At 54.1% G+C, this 18,814-nt stretch carries 14 protein-coding genes; 13 read left to right on the top strand and 1 reads right to left on the bottom strand.

All coding sequences use genetic code 11. From position 1 onward, the window contains the following. The 10 genes from VFE46_06920 to VFE46_06875 all read left to right on the top strand — a co-directional run. Window positions 1-1,592, top strand: a 1,592-nt coding sequence (locus VFE46_06920; GenBank protein HZZ27725.1) for a hypothetical protein, incomplete at its 5' end; no start/stop codon positions are given. A gap of 56 nt (window positions 1,593-1,648) precedes the next feature. Next, entirely contained in the window at window positions 1,649-2,791 is a 1,143-nt protein-coding gene (locus VFE46_06915) for a hypothetical protein (protein ID HZZ27724.1), read from the top strand. A 48-nt stretch (window positions 2,792-2,839) separates the two neighbouring features. Continuing rightward, window positions 2,840-4,057 (top strand): NPCBM/NEW2 domain-containing protein, encoded by a 1,218-nt coding sequence (locus VFE46_06910; protein ID HZZ27723.1) that lies wholly within the window; start codon window positions 2,840-2,842, stop codon window positions 4,055-4,057. After that, window positions 4,054-6,009 carry a trypsin-like peptidase domain-containing protein gene (locus tag VFE46_06905; GenBank protein ID HZZ27722.1) on the top strand — a complete coding sequence of 652 codons (1,956 nt, stop codon included), beginning with the start codon at window positions 4,054-4,056 and terminating at the stop codon, window positions 6,007-6,009. Before VFE46_06910 ends, VFE46_06905 begins: the two co-directional genes overlap by 4 nt. Further along, entirely contained in the window at window positions 6,009-7,088 is a 1,080-nt protein-coding gene (locus VFE46_06900) for a S1C family serine protease (protein ID HZZ27721.1), read from the top strand. Before VFE46_06905 ends, VFE46_06900 begins: the two co-directional genes overlap by 1 nt. A 222-nt stretch (window positions 7,089-7,310) precedes the next feature. Continuing rightward, a complete protein-coding gene (locus VFE46_06895; protein HZZ27720.1) occupies window positions 7,311-9,293 on the top strand; it encodes a PDZ domain-containing protein in 1,983 nt (660 codons plus the stop codon). Between the two features lie 59 nt (window positions 9,294-9,352). Further along, window positions 9,353-9,847 carry a HEAT repeat domain-containing protein gene (locus tag VFE46_06890; protein ID HZZ27719.1) on the top strand — a complete coding sequence of 165 codons (495 nt, stop codon included), beginning with the start codon at window positions 9,353-9,355 and terminating at the stop codon, window positions 9,845-9,847. Window positions 9,848-10,214: 367 nt separating this feature from the next. Beyond that, window positions 10,215-10,754 (top strand): peptidylprolyl isomerase, encoded by a 540-nt coding sequence (locus VFE46_06885; GenBank protein HZZ27718.1) that lies wholly within the window; start codon window positions 10,215-10,217, stop codon window positions 10,752-10,754. Window positions 10,755-10,860: 106 nt separating this feature from the next. After that, a complete protein-coding gene (locus tag VFE46_06880) occupies window positions 10,861-13,074 on the top strand; it encodes a hypothetical protein (protein ID HZZ27717.1) in 2,214 nt (737 codons plus the stop codon). 26 nt (window positions 13,075-13,100) lie between these two features. Next, on the top strand, window positions 13,101-14,045 hold the full coding sequence (locus VFE46_06875) for an ABC transporter ATP-binding protein (protein HZZ27716.1): 945 nt from the start codon (window positions 13,101-13,103) through the stop codon (window positions 14,043-14,045). Between the two features lie 32 nt (window positions 14,046-14,077). Here VFE46_06875 and VFE46_06870 read toward each other — a convergent pair whose 3' ends face one another. Further along, window positions 14,078-14,875, bottom strand: coding sequence for an aldolase/citrate lyase family protein (locus tag VFE46_06870; protein ID HZZ27715.1), 798 nt, complete (start codon window positions 14,873-14,875; stop codon window positions 14,078-14,080). A gap of 334 nt (window positions 14,876-15,209) precedes the next feature. On the opposite strand from VFE46_06870, the gene VFE46_06865 reads away from it, so the two are divergent. The 3 genes from VFE46_06865 to VFE46_06855 all read left to right on the top strand — a co-directional run bounded on the left by VFE46_06865 (window position 15,210) and on the right by VFE46_06855 (window position 18,642). Next, on the top strand, window positions 15,210-16,046 hold the full coding sequence (locus VFE46_06865) for an FKBP-type peptidyl-prolyl cis-trans isomerase (protein HZZ27714.1): 837 nt from the start codon (window positions 15,210-15,212) through the stop codon (window positions 16,044-16,046). 111 nt (window positions 16,047-16,157) lie between these two features. Beyond that, complete coding sequence (locus VFE46_06860; protein ID HZZ27713.1) at window positions 16,158-17,423, top strand: protein-L-isoaspartate(D-aspartate) O-methyltransferase; 1,266 nt, start codon at window positions 16,158-16,160, stop codon at window positions 17,421-17,423. Between the two features lie 247 nt (window positions 17,424-17,670). Then, the gene (locus tag VFE46_06855) at window positions 17,671-18,642 is read left to right on the top strand and encodes a hypothetical protein (protein ID HZZ27712.1); all 972 of its coding nucleotides are present in this window, start codon (window positions 17,671-17,673) and stop codon (window positions 18,640-18,642) included. Window positions 18,643-18,814: the final 172 nt, after the last annotated feature.

The raw sequence follows: 18,814 nt of genomic DNA, 5'->3' as shown, positions 1-18,814 counted from the left end.
CCGCCGCGCTGAACCAGGATCTCGATAAATTCAACGCGCAAAATAATCCTGGCGGCGGCAGCGGTAAGCCCGATGAATCAGGCAACGAAAAATCCGATGGCAAAAACTCTGATCGTAAAGATTCCCAAAATGGCCAGGGCTCCAAAAGCAATAACAAAAGTAATGGTCAGCAAAAAGACGGACAGAGCGACCAACCAAAATCGGACGGCCAATCGAACGACAATCCGCTTGGCACACCCGCCGACAAAAACGACCGCAACTCAGACGATAAATCTGGCGATCGGTCCGATTCGAAATTGGGCGATAAGTCGCCGGATGGTAAATCCACCAGTAAAAAGTCTGCCGACGGCAAATCAACTGATGGCAAATCGAGGGAGGACCATGCGCAATCAGGTCAGGAGCAATCTGGGCAATCCTCCAGCGGTCAACATTCGGGAGGACACCAGTCAGGAGACCAAAAATCTGGCGAGCAAAAATCGACCGACCAGAAGTCGAAAGATCAAAAATCAAATAGCCAGAAGGAACAGAAATCGGACGGACAGAAGTCCGACGGCAAAAAATGGGAAAAATCTGACGATCAGAAGTCTGGAAATTTTGACCAACAGCGCGACGGAAAATCCGACCAAAAATCAAATGGCACGCAACAGCAAGGCAAATCGCAATCAGGCCAGCCACAAGGTCAGCAACACGGCCAGCAAAATCAATCGCCAGATGATAACGACAACGACGCAGATAAGCAAAGCCAATCGGGCAATCAGCAATCGGGCGACGATATGTCAGCCCGCAAGCGCGTGCAGCAGGCAGAAGAGCGGATGCGGGCCGCTAAGCGCCAATTGGAGGAAGCTCAGCGTCGCGGGGCAGCGGAAGATGAGCAGCGGGCCGTCGAAGAATTGAAGCAAGCTAAGGCCCAACTCGAGGAAGTTTTACGCCAATTGCGCGAGGAAGAAATTGAGCGGGTACTGGCCCAATTGGAAACGCGCTTCCGCAAAATGCTGGAAATGCAAATCGAAGTGTATGAGAGAACCATCGCACTGGATAAAACGGCCGACGAAGATCGTGATCGAGATACCGAAATGGAAGCCGGCCAGCTGGCTCGCAAGGAATCAGAAACTGCCGCCGAGGCCGATAAGGCGTTGGCGCTGTTGCACGAGGAGGGGTCGTCTGTGGCGTTTCCCGAAGCGGTTGAGCAAACTCACGAAGATATGGATCGCGTAAAAGCCCGACTTGACCAAGCGAACATCGGGCAAATTACGCAGGGGCTGGAGCAAGACATTGTCAAATCATTGGAAGAAATGGTGGCCGCCTTGGTGAAGGCGCAAAAAGACCAGCAACAGCGTCGCGGCGGCGGTAGCAACGGTGGCGGTAGTGGTAATCAAGATCAGCCGCTGGTAAATGCCATTGCCGAACTAAAAATGATTCGCGCGTTGCAAGTACAAGTGAATACCCGCACCCAGCGATATTCAAAGCTGTTACAAGACGGCGCCGAACAGGCCGAAGCCCCCGATTTGTTGGATGCGGTCAAGCGGCTCAGCGAGCGCGAGGAGCGCATTCACCAAACCACGCGCGACATTGTGGTGGGGAAAAACAAATGATGCACAATCGAACCGCAATAAAATTAGTTCCGCGCACGGGTGGGCCAGGTGTACTTATGGCCGCCGCGCTGGGAGCGTTGTTAATCGGCCAGGGGGCTTTGGCATCCAGCGCATCGGCACAGGTAGCGCTGGAAGATGAATTTGGGCGTGAACCCACGTGGAAAGCGCCCACAGAAACCGAAGTGCGTAATCAGGTTTTGGCTTGGTTAAAAGAAAGCCGGGCAAACGAATCGCTCCGTAAGCAGGCGGGCGCGCTTTGGCCGGCAGGGCCAGCCAGCGAAGCCACCAAAACCGGCGAGGCTGTCTCACCAGTCCCGCAAATACTCCAGCGGGTGGTGGCCACCCTGGCGCTGGTCGACCCGAACGCCAAACAATTGGCCGACATTTGCTCCCAGTCTTCCAGTAACGGTAAGCCGCCCCAATTCTCCTGGTTGGTTGACGAAAAAATGCCAACCTTTGTCCGCAATAATTTGCGGCTGTGGTTGGGGCAATGGCTCACGCAGGAACGCTTTTACGATGAAGGCTTTGAACAATTAAAGGGCTTGCAGCCCACTGATGTGGTCGACCCCGCTGCATTGCTGTTTTATCAAAGCGTGTGCAACCACTGGATGCTGCACAAAGACGAGGGATTAAAAACCATTGCTCAGTTACTGGAACAGCGGAAAACCATTCCCCGCCGCTATGCTGAAGTGGCCGAACTCATGCAGGCCGATTTATCAGGCCTGGAAAACGAATCGCTGGATCACATTTCGCGGCGGATGAACGATGTTACCCGCCGACTCGATTTCGGAAATGCCGGCAAAAAGGTGCGGGGCGAGGAAGATGGCATCATCGATTCGCTCGACAAGCTGATCAAAGAATTGGAAGACATGGCCAACAATATGAACAGCAGCAACAGCAATGGCCGAGAACAAGGGCAAGAACAAGACCAACCTGGCCAGCCCGGCGAACAGGGCAACCCGCAAGGCATTCGTTCGCGCAATCCGGCCTCCGATAGCCGTCTTGCCCGTGGTCAAGGGCCCGGGGAAGTGAAGAATAAAAACATTGGCAACCACAGTGGCTGGGGTGATTTGCCTCCAAAAGAGCGCGAAGAAGCCATGCAGCAAATTAGCAAAGATTTTCCTTCTCATTACCGCGACGTCATCGAACAATACTTCCGCAAGCTGGCCTCCGAGGACGAAGACCAGAATCAGAAGTAGAATAGAGATAGATTATTGCCGTTTGGATTTTGAAAGGATTCAGTATTAATGTTTGGTTCCGTTCTGTTAATGGCCGCGCTCGCTGCTGGATTGCCACAAGTGCAAGTCAGCACGGTGGACGGCACAGTCACCCAGGGCAGCCTGGAAGATCTTTCCAGCAAAGAGATCACGCTAAAAACCGCTGACAGTAAGGCAACATTCTCCGCCAGTCAAATGTTAGACCTATCGCCCCAACAAAAGCTTTTGGCCAGAAGTTCTGATGAGCAGCCATCGGCCTGGATCGAACTCATCGATGGCTCCAAGCTAACCGCCGTCGATTTTGCGACCGAAGGCGATTCGGTCACGTTGGGATACAACAGTACCGGAAAAATTCCTGCTTCGAGTATTCGCAGCGTTCGTTTTTTTCGTCCTGATGATCCCGCTTCGCCTGCCTGGCCCAAAGATGCCGGCGCCAACGCGACGGGCGATTTATTGGTCGTGCGAAAGAGAGATCAAATCGATTTTATGGAAGGCAGTATCGTTAGCATCAAAGATAATTACGCCGTCTTCAAAGCCGACGGAGTCGAATACCCTGTTAACCGTTCCAAAATCGACGGGATAATTTACTACCACAAAGTTACCGACAAGCTGTCGGAACCACTTTGTGTGGTCGAGACAACAACGGGTTGGCGTTTAAGAGCCAAAGACGTGTCGTATGTTTCCCCCAACAGCACATATCCGTACGGTCGACTAGAAGTTACCACTCTTTGCGGTGACGATTTTTACTTCTTGCCTTGGGAGCAAGTTGCCCGGCTCGATTTTTCTGCCGGAAAAATTACCTATCTCAGTGATTTGGAGCCGGAATCGACACAGTGGACGCCATATTTAGATTTCGGGAGCGCCGCTCCTGCAATGGCGCAATACTATGCCCCGCGGCGCGACGAAGGCCGGGAGCATCAGCCCCTCCGCTTGGAAGGAAAAACTTGCAGCAAGGGCCTGGCGCTCTATAGCCGTACCGCGCTGGAATACCGCGTTCCGGCGGGCATGAAACAATTCAAAGCCACGGCCGGTATTGACGACAGCGTGCGCGAAGCCGGCAACGTGCGGTTGCAAATCTCCGCCGACGGAAACCAATTGTTCGATCAGGTCCTCACCGGTAAAGACGCGCCAGTCGATTTGGAATTGAACGTCGCCGGGGCTAAACGGTTGTCAATTTTGGTTGACTACGGCGATCATTTTGACGCCGGTGATTTCCTCGATCTGGTAGACGCAAGGATGTTGAAATGAAATTCCTGCTTCCAAATTCGAAAGTTTCCAAGTTCCCTCATCGAATTTGGGTGGCCATTGTACTGTTGCTGGCCTTGAGCACGGTGCATTCGGTTGCCGCCGAGGAGGAGCCGCTCAAAATAGATCCGGCTGTGGCTCATGCGGAGCAATCTCGAATTGCCGCGGTGGCCAAAGCCATGCCGTCGGTACTCGCGATTTTTATCCCCGGAGGGCAGGGGGGCGGCTCTGGCGTGGTAATTTCGCCTGACGGTTACGCGCTGACCAACTTTCACGTGGCTCGGCCATGCGGCTCGTTTATGAAGTGCGGCATGCCTGATGGCAAGCTGTACGATGCCGTCATCGTAGGGCTCGATCCTGTGGGAGATGTCGGGCTCATCAAACTGTATGGCCGCGATGATTTTCCCGCTGCCGAGTTGACCGACAGCGACGAAGTACAAGCCGGCGATTGGTGCTTCACCATGGGCAATCCCTTTTTGCTGGCGACTGATTTTCATCCTAGCGTGGCGTACGGCGTTGTGTCAGGCGTGCATCGCTATCAGTATCCTTCCGGTACGTTGTTGGAATATTCTGATTGTTTGCAAGTCGACGCCGCGATCAATCCGGGCAATTCTGGCGGTCCGCTATTTGATGCCCAAGGGCGGTTGATCGGCATTAACGGGCGCGGCTCGTTTGAAAAGCGCGGCCGGGTGAATGTGGGTGTGGGTTACGCCATTTCGATCAATCAAATCAAAAACTTTTTAGGCGATTTGAAATCGGGCCGCATTGTCGATCATGCCACGCTAGGGGCACGGGTGTCCACTTCGGAGGATGGGCGTGTGCTGGTCAGCGATATTCTAGAACATAGCGATGCCTATCGCCACGGACTGCGCTATGACGATGAAATTGTGTCGTTTGCCGGACGTCCCATTCATAGCGTGAACGCGCTCAAAGATGTGCTGGGTATTTTTCCCAAGGGCTGGCGTGTGGCGCTCACTTATCGCCGTGAGGGTAAAAATACCGATACCTACGTGCGCCTAATGGGCATGCATACAGAAGCAGAATTGCTGGCGAAAATTGAAGCTGATCGCGAACTGGAACCACAGCCTAATCCCGGCCAACCGCGAGAGCGCCGCCCCGGCAATTCACCGCGCCCGGGCGAGCAGCCCAAGCCCGGCGAGCAACCCAAACCCGGAGAAGAACCAGGTGGTCAGCCCAAACCCGAAAATCCCAGTCCAGAATTGGAACAGGCTGTCCACACGCCCGTGCCGGACGAATTGAAAAGACAATTTGAAGACCGCACGGGCTATGCCAATTTCTACTTCAACCGCGAAAACACGCAACGGGTTTGGAAAGCGCTCATTGCCCATGGCGATTTCAGGCAAGCCACCGGAGTGTGGACGATTAATGGGCCGCAAATTTCTGCCGGACCCGTGTTTGGTCCGCCGGCTACAATAGAGCAGCCCATGCCCACGGGGGCTATTACTATTCGTTTAACAGATACGGAGTGCGATATTGATTTACCCACGCCGCCGCCGTCGAAAATAACGCTGGCCGATGGAATCGATGCCGGTGCCAATCCGGCCATTTTGAATCCGCCGGGCAGCGGCGGCTTGTTGGCCGCGCTACATTTATGGCGCAAGTTGCTGATCGGCGGGCCGGGTAAATATGGCCAGGTAATCTATGAAGGTTTATCGCCACTGCCAGGTCATAATGGCTTGTGTGATGTGCTTGTAGCCATTGGCGAAGGAGTCGATACTCGGTTCTATTGCGACCCGGCAGACGGCACGCTGTTGGGCATGGAGATGTATTCGGACGATGATGCCGATCCGTGCGAAGTGTATTTTGGCGAGTATCGTGAGGAGCAAGGAAGGCTGTTGCCACACCGAATGGAAGTGCGTTGCGGCGAAGTTATGTTTGGTGTATTTGTATTCAGCAAGTTCGATTTGGAAAAAGCAGCGGAGAAAACACGATAATGTGTCCAACGAACGGGACTCAAACCGCCCGCAGAAACAGTTACTCCGCGCGATTTCTGCAGGCGGGCAGTTCGTCGGTAAAGTTGCTGGCCGCACTGCTGGTCATTGCGCCGCTGGTCCCATCATCCGCTTATGCTTCAAAAACCACGGATATTGTCCGCGACGCACAACATAAAACTGTAAAAATTTACGGCGCCGGCGGGCTGCGGCAATTGGAATCATATCAATCTGGCTTTTTGATTTCTGCCGATGGGTACGTGCTGACTGTGTTCAGCCACGTGCTCGATTCCGACACGATTACCATAACGCTAGACGATGGCCGCAGATTAGAGGGAAAACTGATCGGGGCCGATCCACGTTTGGAAATTGCGGTGCTCAAAGTCGACACCGCCGATTTGCCCCATTTTGATTTGCAACAGGCCCTTCCGGGAGTAGAAGGCACTCGGGTGTTGGCCTTTAGCAATGTATTCGGAGTGGCCACCGGTGATGAACCGGTCAGCGTACTGCATGGCTCTATTGTTGCGGTGACGACATTGACAGCCCGGCGCGGGGCATACGAAACCGCGTATAAAGGGACCGTCTATGTGCTCGACGCTATGACGAACAATCCCGGCGCCGCTGGCGGCGCGCTGACCGATTCGCAAGGAAAGTTGCTGGGGCTGTTGGGCAAACAATTACGTAATTCGCGTAACAATATTTGGCTAAACTATGCTTTGCCGGCGAATGAACTGCTGCCGGCCATAGAGGCCATTGAGTCGGGACAGGCTCGAACGGTGGCTTCCCGTCCGGCAACGGCTCCCAACAAAGGTCTTACCCTAGCTGATTTGGGCTTGGTGCTTGTGCCAAACGTGCTGGAGCGGACGCCGCCATTTATTGATTCGGTGCGGGCCGATTCTCGGGCCACCCAGGCGGGCATTCGCACCGACGATTTGGTTGTTTTTGTCGACGACCAATTGATTCAATCATGTAATGCGCTGGTGACCGAACTGAGACGGCTTGATCCCGATGCCGATGTACATTTCACGCTGCTTCGCGCGGGCGAGTTGATTGAAGTGACGTTGAAGGCTAGTGACAAATAACCCATGGCGAACGGCAACCGCATGACGAAGTGCGTGGTCTCCTTACCAAAGCTCAATTGCTCGCAAAGGGCTCTGACTTCCTGGCTGCTGCAGGCAGTTAATAGGAAACTCCGCAAGTCGCAGCTCGCGCTGGCTGTTTTTCTGTTGTTGCTATTCATCTTTCATCTGCTGCCTGCGGTCGTTGTTGCCGACGATGATTTAGCTCTGCGCGAGGAGGCGGCTATGAAAGCCGTTGTGCAGCGAATTGCCCCCAGCGTGGTGCGCATCGAAACATTGGGCGGCTTGGAAACTATCGGCAATTTATTGGTAGGGACTGGGCCGACGACGGGACTGATTGTTTCCTCCGATGGTTACATTATTTCCAGCGCGTTCAATTTTGTACAACAGCCGGCCCAAATGCTGGTCGATTTAGCCGATGGCACTCGATTGCCGGCACAAGTGGTGGCCCATGACCATAGCCGTATGCTGGTGCTTTTGAAAGTTTCCACTGCCGGCTTGGATGCGAAAAAACAGCTTCCAGTACCCGTGGCGGCGCCTGGGGCAGAAATGTCCGTAGGCCAATGGGCGATTGCCGTCGGACGCACGTTCGATGCCAATCAACCGAACATGTCGGTGGGCATTATTAGTGCCGTGAACCGCGTGTGGGGGCGAGCAATTCAAACCGACGCCAAAATCTCCCCCGCTAATTATGGTGGACCGCTCATCGATTTGCAAGGCCACGTGCTTGGTGTATTGGTTCCCATGTCACCACCGGAAACCAGCGAAGTGGCTGGCGTTGAGTGGTACGACTCGGGCATTGGCTTTGCCGTGCCATTGGAGCAAATTAATCGGGTACTTGATCGGTTGAAGAAAGGCGAAGATTTGAACCCGGGCTTGCTAGGCGTGAGCCTGAAGCCGGGCGATCCGTATGCCGATCCGCCCATTATTGCTGCCAGTCATCCGAAATCGCCAGCTGCTGTCGCAGGACTGAAAGCAGGGGATCGCATTGCAGAAATCAACGGTGTAAAGGTGAATAGTGCCTCGGAGCTGCGTCACCAGTTGGGGCCGCTATACGCCGGAGAAAAAGTCATGGTAGTGGCTCTGCGAGGAGACGATCGGTTGGAACGCTCCGCAGAATTGATTGCCAAACTGCCGATTTACATTCATCCGTTTTTGGGAATTCTTCCGTGCCGTGAAATTAAATCCGACGGACCGAAAACGAGCGACACTATTGCTGACAAAGACAAGCCCGCTGCAGAAAAAAAGAACGACGACAAAAAAACAAACGATATTTCTGCCGGCAATCAAAATACTGCGTGGCAACCCGGCGTTGTTGTGCGGCAAGTATACGCCGATAGCCCGGCAGCCAGAGCGGGAATCGTGCCGGGCGATCGTCTCTTGTTGCTCAATGGCGAAGCCATTAGAGATCGCATGCAATTGCAGGAACTCATTGCCGGCTTGGAGCCGCTTCAGCCAGTAAAAGTGGAAATAAACCGCGACGGCCATCACCAAACCGTCGAAGCTAAACTGACCACGTTGCCCGAAGATGTACCCGAAAAATTAGCGCCATCGCATGAGCCCAACCCTCTACCAGACTCCAATCTGCCAGCAACGGGAAAAATCGAAATCAAAATTCCAGAAGCTCCTAGCAATGCCTTGGCCTATGTTCCCACCACCTATAACTCGCACGTAACGCATGGTTTGGTAGTGTGGTTGCATCCGGCTGGCGGGTTCAAAGCTGACGAATTAATCGCTAAATGGAAGCCCATTTGCGAAGCAAATGATTTAATTTGGTTAGCCCCCAAAAGCGCTGAGGCTGCCCGCTGGCAGCGCACCGAATTGGAATTCATTCGCAAGGCCATGGACGACCTGCTGCAGAAATACAACATCGATCGCACGCGAATTGTGGTGATCGGGGAAGAAGCAGGGGGTGGCATGGCGTATTTGCTGGCTAGCCTCAATCGGGATTTAATTCGGGGCGTTGCGGCTCTTAACGTCGCCATGCCGCCAGGCATGCGTCCGCCCGAAAACGATCCGGTGCAACGGCTGGCTGTGTTTACCACGACTGCAAAAAAAGCATCGCCCGCGGTAGCCGCCGGCATTAAGCGGCTGCGCGATGCCAAACTCCCAGTGACGGAACTCAACGAAGGAGAAACCACCCGGCCGCTTACTGCCGACCAATGGGCTGAATTGGTGCGCTGGATTGACACGTTAGATCGTTCGTGAGCCGGCAGCTGTGTAACCGTGCCGATTAATGGGCTGCCTAGGTGGCAGCCAAAAAACCCATGGACGTTTCCCAGGCTGTGGAAAAGCTGAAATCTAGCGAGGCCAGTGTTCGGACAGCCGCGGCCGAGCAGCTTGCGCATCTGGAAGAGGCCGCGCAGCCGGCGGCTGTGCCGCTGGTGCGGGCAACTACCGATTCAGAAGAATCGGTCCGGCAATGGGCTTCCGAGGCGCTGGAATCGCTTGGCCCGCCCGCCGCCGGCGATGCTTCAGCGTTGGGCAAGCTTTTGGCCGATCCGCACTTAGATGTGGCATATTGGGCCGCAATGCTATTGGGGAGATTGCAAACCGATGCCGCTGCGTGTGTTCCCCAAATTGTGACGGCCTTGCAATCGCATCCCGAAACCACTGTGCGCGAGCAGGCAGCGTGGGCCTTGGGCAAAATCGGTCCAGGGGCGACTGCTGCACTGGGCGCGCTGCAAAAATTAGCCACCGATCCGGATGCGCGCCTTGCACGGTTGGCTAAACAAGCCATTGAACAGATCTCGTCCAAGTAACGCAACGGCGCCAGTGGCTCTTGGCTGCAGCGGCTTGGCGCAGAGCACATTTTGCTACCATTCAGCAACGATCCACTATCGCCAGCCATAACTATTCGTGCTGGCCGTGCGAATTTTCCGCGTGCCTTACCGTGTATAAAGTATCCGATAACCTTTCCATTGCGGGTTGCAAAAGCGGGTCGAATTGCCGCAGGCCTTGCAAACAACCGGTGCAATTCCCGCACTGTCCGATGACACATTCATTGTGCATTTGCAGCGGATTCATAGCCCACTGTACAGTCAGGGTTAGTTGCTTACTCGTTGTGCCCAGGGGTTGCATCTGGTAGCTTGGCACAAATTCAGTACCATCATCTTCGGGGGAGTTGCCATGGAGAAGAATCGTAAAGCAGAGGTTGAGGGGGAACAGAAAAATCTGGATCTGAAAAACAAAAAATATCAGCTCGAACTAGATACTTCGGCCGGAAAAGTCTTGCTCGATTTATGGTCCGATGTTGCCCCAGGCCATGTCGCCAACATTCTGGGCCTAGCGAAAATTGGCTATTACGATGGCCTAATTTTCCATCGCATTATCAAGGGCTTCATGATTCAAGGCGGCTGTCCGGAAGGCACAGGCACCGGCGGACCTGGGTATACCATTAAGGCCGAGTTCAACAACAAAAAGCACGAACCCGGAGTGCTTTCTGCGGCCCGCACCAGCGATCCCCATTCGGCCGGCGCGCAGTTTTTTATTTGCTTGGGATCCCATCCGCACTTGGACGGCCAATACACCGCTTTTGGAAAAACCGCCGATGCCGCCAGTCTGCAAGCGGTAAAAAACATTGGCGACGTGTCGACCGATCGAAACGACCGCCCGCTAAAACCCGTCAGCATTAAAACGGCTCGGGTGCTGGAATCGGCCAAAAGTTAGCGGCGGTTGCCGGGTTGCAACTACAATAAACTAGGAAGTTCATTGAGGCCCGCCAAGCTGGGTACGGACTGTTTGAAATTGAAACTGGCACAGAATTTTGGAGCACGTGGCACGATTGATGGTGCGATTATTTTCTCTCGCCGTGCTTTCGCTCGTGCTGAATGCGCTCGTTTTACTGAACAATGGCGCTGCCGCCGGTGACCCCGCGCCTTTGCCGAAAGTTAAAAGCATTCAGCTGGGCTTTAATAACCATTTCAAACTTGGTTGCTGGACGCCAGTGGAAGTAACCTTCGACGGCGCAGATGTCGATTCGACGGCCGAGCAACTGGATGTTCAAGCCATCGATGGCGATGGCGTGCCCGCCTGGTTTACGGGTCCTCCTGTGCTGGGCAGCGCCGGACAAACTGCCATTTCGTATGTGCGCATTGGCCGCAGCGATCCCTTCCTAAAGATACGGCTAACCAAATTGGATGGCACCCGTGGCAAGCAAGCGGAAATACAGCCGGCGCTTCCCGCAGGAGCAACCGCGCAGTCCCTGCCGGCAACCAGCGAATTCATTGTCGAACTCGGTGCGTCCATTGGTTTGCAGGACACTGTCCAGCGGCTTAATCAAAACGATTTTGAACGAACTTCCGTCGTCACGTTGGAATCGCAGCAACAGTTGCCCGATCGGTGGTACGGCTATGAGGGTGTCGATCTCGTAGTTATCTCGGGAACGTCGGGACTGGAGAAATCGCTGCATGGCGCGGCCCTGGACGCTTTAGAAGTCTGGGTTCGACAAGGGGGCAAGTTGATGGTGTGCTGCGGCAATGAGGCGCAGCATTTATTTGGCCCAGCGGCTCCGCTGGCTCGATTTGCTCCTGGCGAGTTGGTGGGCGTTATCAATTTGCCGGCGGCCAGCTTTGGACCCATTGAAGAATATGTCGGGGTCGAGCAGCAGCGATTAGATGCCGCTTCCATCCGCGTGTCGGAATGGAAAAACTTGCGTCCGGCGGCGCAAATCGAATGGCCTCGTGGAGGACGTGCCAGCGATTTGCCGCTCATTATGCGTCGGCCGTTGGGCTTTGGCGAAGTGACTTTCGTCAGTCTGGATTTGCACCGGCCACCGTTTACCGATTGGGCCAGCCGCAGCAAATTTTTGGAGCGCTTGCTGGTCAAGCATGCGTCCCGGACTGAGCAGTCGTCGGCCTTGCATGCCGCCAACCAAGGCAAGCAATTGGGCTATGTCGATTTAAGCGGCCAACTGCGTAGCGCACTCGATCAATTTACTGATGTGCAGCTCATTCCGTTTTGGGTTATAGCTCTGGCAGTGATAATTTACATCAGTCTGCTGTTCCCCTTGAACTTTTGGATTGTAACTCAGCGTCTGCGGCGGCCGACATTTGCCTGGGCATTGTTTCCATCGACAATTATCGTGTTTGGTTTGAGTGCGTATGCGTTGGCTAATTATGCCAAAGGAAATGGGCGGCATGTGAATCAGCTTGATTTGGTCGATGTCGATTTAGCAACCGGCGGGGCGCGCGGCGCGACCTGGTTCAATGTATTCAGTCCCCAAAATGCACTGTGCGATTTTCGCATAGAGCCCACGGCAAACGTGGGCGCAGTCACAACGCCTCGTGGTGAAAATGATTCGTCCTGTTTGCTCAGTTGGTTTGGCCTGGCCGGAACGGGGTTAGGAGGCATGAACTCGGTGGCCGTTAACACGCCCCTGTTTGACAATCCCTACACCATCGACATGGCGCACGGCAGCATCGCCCAAGCGCCGCTTCCGGCCTGGTCAAGCAAAAGTTTTGTTGCGCGCTGGGAGGCAAGAGCAGGCGGAATTGAAGCCCACCTGACCACCAGCGCAGACCGCCGTTTGCGAGGCGTCGTGGTGAACCGACTGGCGACCCCGCTATATGATTGCGTGCTCCTATTCGATCGTTGGGCGTATACCTTGGAAATGCTTGTCCCGGGCAAGTCGGTTTCGCTCGATCGGTTGGAACCGCAAACCGGCGATACGTACCTCACCAACCGCCGCACCATCAACGCGCACGATGAAGTTCCTACCTATGACCGTGCTGGCGTAAGCGTCGCCCGCATCGTTGAAGTGATGATGTTTCATGAAGCGGCCGGCGGTCCCAACTACACCGGTTTGGTGCACCGTTATCAGCGGTTCGTCGATTTATCCGATCAATTGCAATTCGGCCGGGCCATATTAGTGGGCCGCGGTCCCGATGGCGCCATAGTGCAGCTCAATGGCCAGCCGCTGGCCAATACTCCCGCGAATCAGCACACCACCATTTACCGTTTTGTTTTGCCCGTGAAATCTCACGATTAAGCCGTACGCCGAGTAATAGGTTTTCTGTGATTGAAACCCGCGATTTAACGAAAAAGTACGGCGAGCTGTTTGCCGTAAAGTCGCTGTCGATCAAGCTCGACAAGGGCGATGTATTCGGCTTCATCGGTCCCAATGGCGCCGGCAAAACGACCACCATGCGCATGCTGGCCACGTTGTTGAATCCCACTTGGGGCGAAGCCTACGTGTGCGGCAACTCCATTTACAATAAGCCCAAGGAAATTCGGCGGCTGATCGGTTTCATGCCCGACTTTTTCGGCGTGTATGACGACATGCGCGTGATCGAATACCTCGAATTTTTCGCCGCCGCCTACCGCATTAACGGTCAGAAACGCCGCAAAGTATGCGACGATGCGCTGGAACTTGTCGGGCTGGGTTACAAGCGCGACGCACTGGCCACCAGTCTTTCCCGCGGAATGAACCAGCGGTTAGGCCTCGCCCGGGTGCTATTGCACGATCCGCAAGTGCTGCTGCTAGACGAGCCGGCCAGCGGACTGGATCCGCGGGTGCGAATCGAAATTCGCCGCGTCATAAAGCAGTTGGGCGAAATGGGGAAAACCGTAATGGTATCCAGCCACATTCTGCCCGAGCTGGCCGATATGTGTAATAAAATTGGCATTATTGAGCGCGGCGAATTATTGTGGAACGAAGATGTGAACGAGCTCATCAAAAAAGTCCGCTGCCAAATTGTGCTGCGGGTTCGTGTCGATGGCTCGCAAGAAGCAGCGGCAAAATTGATCGAACAACATTCGACCGTGGACCGCGTGGAACTTTCAGCCGGCGAGTATTCTACTCACCGCGACATGGTCGTCACGCTGAAAGAAGGAGTGCATAGCTACAGTGACCTGGCCGCCCAGCTTGTTTCGCACGGCCACAAATTAATGCTGTTTAAGGAGGACGAATTGAACTTGGAAGGAGCCTTCATGGCGCTCACCAAGGGCGTTACCGCGTGATGCCCAGTGGCACGAATCGTTCGCCGACCACATCAATAACCGGCGATGTTGCTCTTGTCGGCAGCGGATTTCAGTGCTTTCAAGAATTCTTCTGCCTTCGCGGTCATCATGCGCAGTTCGCTGGCCACGGCGAGAAACTGCATGCCTTGGGCAGCGCGTTTTTGAGCGATTTCGACACTCATGACGTGCATGCCCGTGGGCGTGCCCGTTTTTTTGCCGGCAGCAATGATTTTATCAAGCGTGGTTTCAAACTCCACGTCGCTGGCTTCCGTACCATCGGCCTGGCGTAAATTGGCGTGCAGATCGACAGGGCCCACAAATATTGCATCCACGCCCGGCAGACTATAGATGGCTTCGGCGTGGGCTACTCCCAGCGGGCTTTCGGTTTGTAAGACAACGAGAATTTCGTCGTTGGCTTGCCTGTAGTATTCCGCCGTGGTGCCATCGAAATTCAGTGCGTGTAATCCACCGCCCAAGCTGCGGTTACCGACCGGCGGATATTTTGTGGCGGCAATCACGTCTCGTGCCTGCTCCACGGTGTTAATCATCGGCGCCACAATTCCCCATGCCCCCGAATCGAGCGCCCGCTTGATCAAAAAGTGGTTACCTTCCGGCACGCGCGCCAGTGGAACACAGCCGGCATCCGCAATGGCGCCAAAAATGGCCGCGGCCTGCGACCAGTCGATTGGCTGGTGCTCCATGTCCAGTGTTAACCAATCCCAGCCTAGCCTGGCCATTACTCGTGCCGCATACAAATCGCCCAGGCTTAACCAAGTGCCGAAGGTTGGCTGGCCAGATTTCAATTTTTTTTTGATCGGATTAGTTTTCATTTTGGAAAGGCACGGATAGACCGTGCGCGAGAGGAATTCCAACTTACCAATGTTCGCGGTAGTACCCTGTCGGTGTGCAAAATGCCTCACGGCCAGAAATCAAAGACGAAGTCACGGACACCGAAAATTTGCCGGTGAACGAGCGGTTTAATCTCCCTACGCTAATCGTTTCGCGGAAAGTCCGCTAGCAATCGTGCTAATAATTCCGATTCTGCCGGATTCTCGTCTGCACCGGCAAGCCGAATTTACCGTAGAATAGTGCGCCCGAGGTGCTCTCGGCGGGAAGCAGCCTTTTGCACACCAACCAGTTTTTTCGATAAAGGATTTTTCGACCATGAAACGACTTTCTTTGCTGGCGCCGATGATGGGGACCGCAGCTACCGGAATGATGATTTTCGTCGCTGGGGCACTGGCCCAACAGTCGCGAATGGAGCAAATTCCCGCCAACAACGGAATGCAGCCGGGGCAAGGCGCGAAAGGCGCCGCCCAGACCCCAGGGGCCGCTGGCCTGAGCACTTCCAAGCAAAAAGCCAGTTACTGCGTGGGCATGATGGCTGGATACGATATTCTTAACCGGCAACTAACCGCTGACGATTTGGATACCCACGCACTGCTGCAAGGCTTGACCGATGCCCTGTCGGAGGCCAAGCCGGCCTTGAGCGAAGAGGAATTTCAGCAAGTAATGACCGATTTACACAGCCTGCTTGCCAATCGCGCGAAAGCCATGGAAGACAAAGTGAAAGCCATGGCCGAAAAGAATAAGACCGAAGGCGATGCGTTCCTGGCTCAAAACAAAACCAAGCAAGGTGTGAAAGCATTGCCTAGCGGTTTGCAATACAAAGTGCTGCAATCGGGCAATGGACCCACCCCCGGCCCCAACGATATGGTTAGCGCCCATTATAAGGGTACGTTGTTGGACGGCACCCTGTTTGATAGTTCGTACGATCGAGGTAAACCGGCTACGTTTCCTGTCAATGGTGTGATCAAAGGTTGGACAGAGGCACTGCAATTGATGAAAGTCGGAGACAAATGGCAGCTGTTCGTTCCCTCCGAATTGGCCTATGGTGAACGTGGACGCATGCCAAAGATTGCGCCCAACTCGGTATTGGTTTTCGACGTTGAACTGCTCGACGTGAAAAAAGGAGATGCCGCGCCCGGCGCAGTGCGGTAAATTGAGCTGAGCGATGTTCGAAGCCCTGGGATTGCAGACTCAGGGCTTTTTTCTCATGCGCATCCGATCATTTCCTTTATCATTATCATTTTCACGACCACGGTGCCTGCCATGTTGACCACATTTAGCTGCTCGCGGCAGTCCGCTGCGTCGATCTGGATTCTGCAATCCATATTATGCCTATCGCTGGTGACATGGGGGCTTTCTCCCTCGTACACCACGGCCCAGAGCAAAATGCCGCTAGAACAGGCCCGCCAGCGGATGGTGGAAGAGGACATTATTGGCGGAGGCGTGAAAAATCCGCGCGTCATTCAAACTATGCGAGATACGCCGCGGCATGAATTTGTTCCGTTGCAATCGCGTCAAAACGCCTATTACGACATGTCGCTCCCCATCGGCGAACAACAAACGATTAGTGGTCCGTTTGTCGTGGCCTACATGACCGAACAGTTGGACCCCCAACTCACCGACAGGGTATTGGAAATTGGCACCGGCAGCGGTTACCAAGCAGCCGTGCTTAGCCCGCTGGTGAAAGACGTGTACACAATCGAAATTCTCGAACCTCTGGGCAAACGGGCGGAGCAAACGCTCAAACGATTGAAGTACGAGAACGTGCACGTGAAAATCGGCGATGGTTATCAAGGCTGGCCGGAGCATGCGCCGTTCGACAAAATTATCGTCACGTGTTCGCCGGAAAAAGTGCCGCAGCCGCTGGTCGAACAGCTCAAAGAAGGGGGAAAAATGATTATTCCCGTCGGTGAACGGTTCGAGCAAATGCTGTATCGCTACACGAAGAAAAATGGCCAATTGGTCGCTGAGCCGTTGCGGCCCACGTTGTTTGTGCCCATGACCGGCACCGCCGAAGCCGGTCGCGAGGTGCAGCCCGATCCGCTGCGTCCACAAATTGTGCATGGCGGATTTGAAGAACCCGTAGGCGACGATGGCGAACCACGCGGTTGGTATTATTGCCGATTGATGAAAGTGGTTGAAGCCAACGACGCTCCGGAGGGCAAGCGTTACATTACATTTACGAACGACGTGCCGGGCCGCACGAGCCGCGCGCTGCAAGGATTTGCAGTCGACGGCAAGAAAATTGGCCAGCTGGAAGTTAGCGCCATGATTCGCGGGCGTGATATTAAGGCAGGCCCCACGGTCGATCAGTTACCGCAAATTTCACTCACGTATTACGACGACAATTGGGCCATTATTGGGCGCAATTTTTCCGGGCCGTATCGCGGCACGTTCGATTGGCAGCGCGTAACCGACAAGCTTCCTGTGCCTGCCAAAGCCAGCAAGTGCATTATGCACATCGGATTGCTCGGCGCCGTCGGCGAATTTTCGGTTGACGATGTTTCGGTGCGACCGATCGCGCGTTAGGTTGGCTGGCCGACTGTATAAATATCGCACAGTTCCTGGCCTGGAGTAAGTTTGCTATCTTTTCGGTTGCGCGTTTTTGCAACACTGCGAATTCGGATTTCTTTTTAAGCTGCGGTGGCCTGCGCGCGGCATATAGTCAAGCGATTTTTTTGGCTTCCCCGCTTGACGATCTTTTTGGGGGGAGAGTTAAATATAGCTACTCTTCTGCCATACACATTCTCTGTGTTCATGCGACAAGGGGAAATTCATGAACAAGCGTGCCTGCGTTGCTGTTGGCGTTGCACTGTGCGTTGTGTTTTCGCTGCAGACCGCCATCCATTTCGCTCTCGCCGCCTCGGTAACGCCAGCGGAGATTAATGGACTGTGGAAAGGAAAAATTAAAGATGAAAATGGTGCCGATATCGATTTGTTGTATGATTTGAACGTCGACGGCAACAAGCTTTTGGGCACAGTGGAAGGGCCGGCCGGAAAACTGAGTCTTGAGAATGGCATCGTCGAGGGCGATGCGATCAAGTTTCAAATCTCGTTCGGTGATTTTCACATTCTACACGATGCCAAGCTGGCCGACGGCAAAATCAAAATCGTCTCGCACATGCCGGATAAAGACCGCGAATACACCATTTCGCGAGTTGTCGATTTAACGGGCCCATGGGAAACCAAATTCACGACTCCTGACGGCAACGAAATTGTTTTGAAATACAGCTTCCAAATTGCAGGCGACAAACTTACCGGCACCGTCGAAAGCCCTCGCGGAAAACTCGAATTGAAGGAGGGAAAAGTTGATGGAATGGTCATTTCTTACAAGGTTGCCATCGCTAACAACGACGTATCGTACGAGGGCAAATACGCAGACGGAAAAATTAAAGTGAAATCGCATGGCGGACCGTTCGGCGATCGGCAATACACGCTGTCCCGCCCCCACGTGGATGTTTCTGGCGCTTGGGAGGCGACGTTCAAGGATGAAGCCGGCAACGATTTGCTGCTGAAATTCGATTTAAAGCTAGATGGCGAACAGCTCACCGGCACTGTCAAGAGCCCACAAGGCGATGGAACCATTACCCATGGCACTGTAAAGGGAAACGATGTTTCGTTCGATGTTGAATTCGGCAACGAAACGATCAAGCACAAGGGATTGCTCAGCGGCAACGAAATCAAGCTCATTGTCAATGGTTTCGGCACGCAATGGGATTTAACCCTGAAACGGCCGGCCGCAAAGTAATCCGTTACCGATCTCGGTTGCAAGGCCATAACACTACGTAGGCAAACTCTCCTACTGCTTCAACTTCTGTGCCACTGGACTCCCATTTTCAGCCGATGTAGGGCCGATTTTTTATGTTTTTTTTTGCGGTCGGCGCATTCTTTGCAGAAATAAATTTTCGGCTTTTTGGTAT

This window comes from Pirellulales bacterium (assembly GCA_035656635.1).
Taxonomy (GTDB): Bacteria; Planctomycetota; Planctomycetia; order Pirellulales; family JADZDJ01; genus DATJYL01.
The sequence above is the reverse complement of the archived record's forward strand: the minus strand, read 5'-3'. Positions and strand labels throughout refer to the sequence as shown.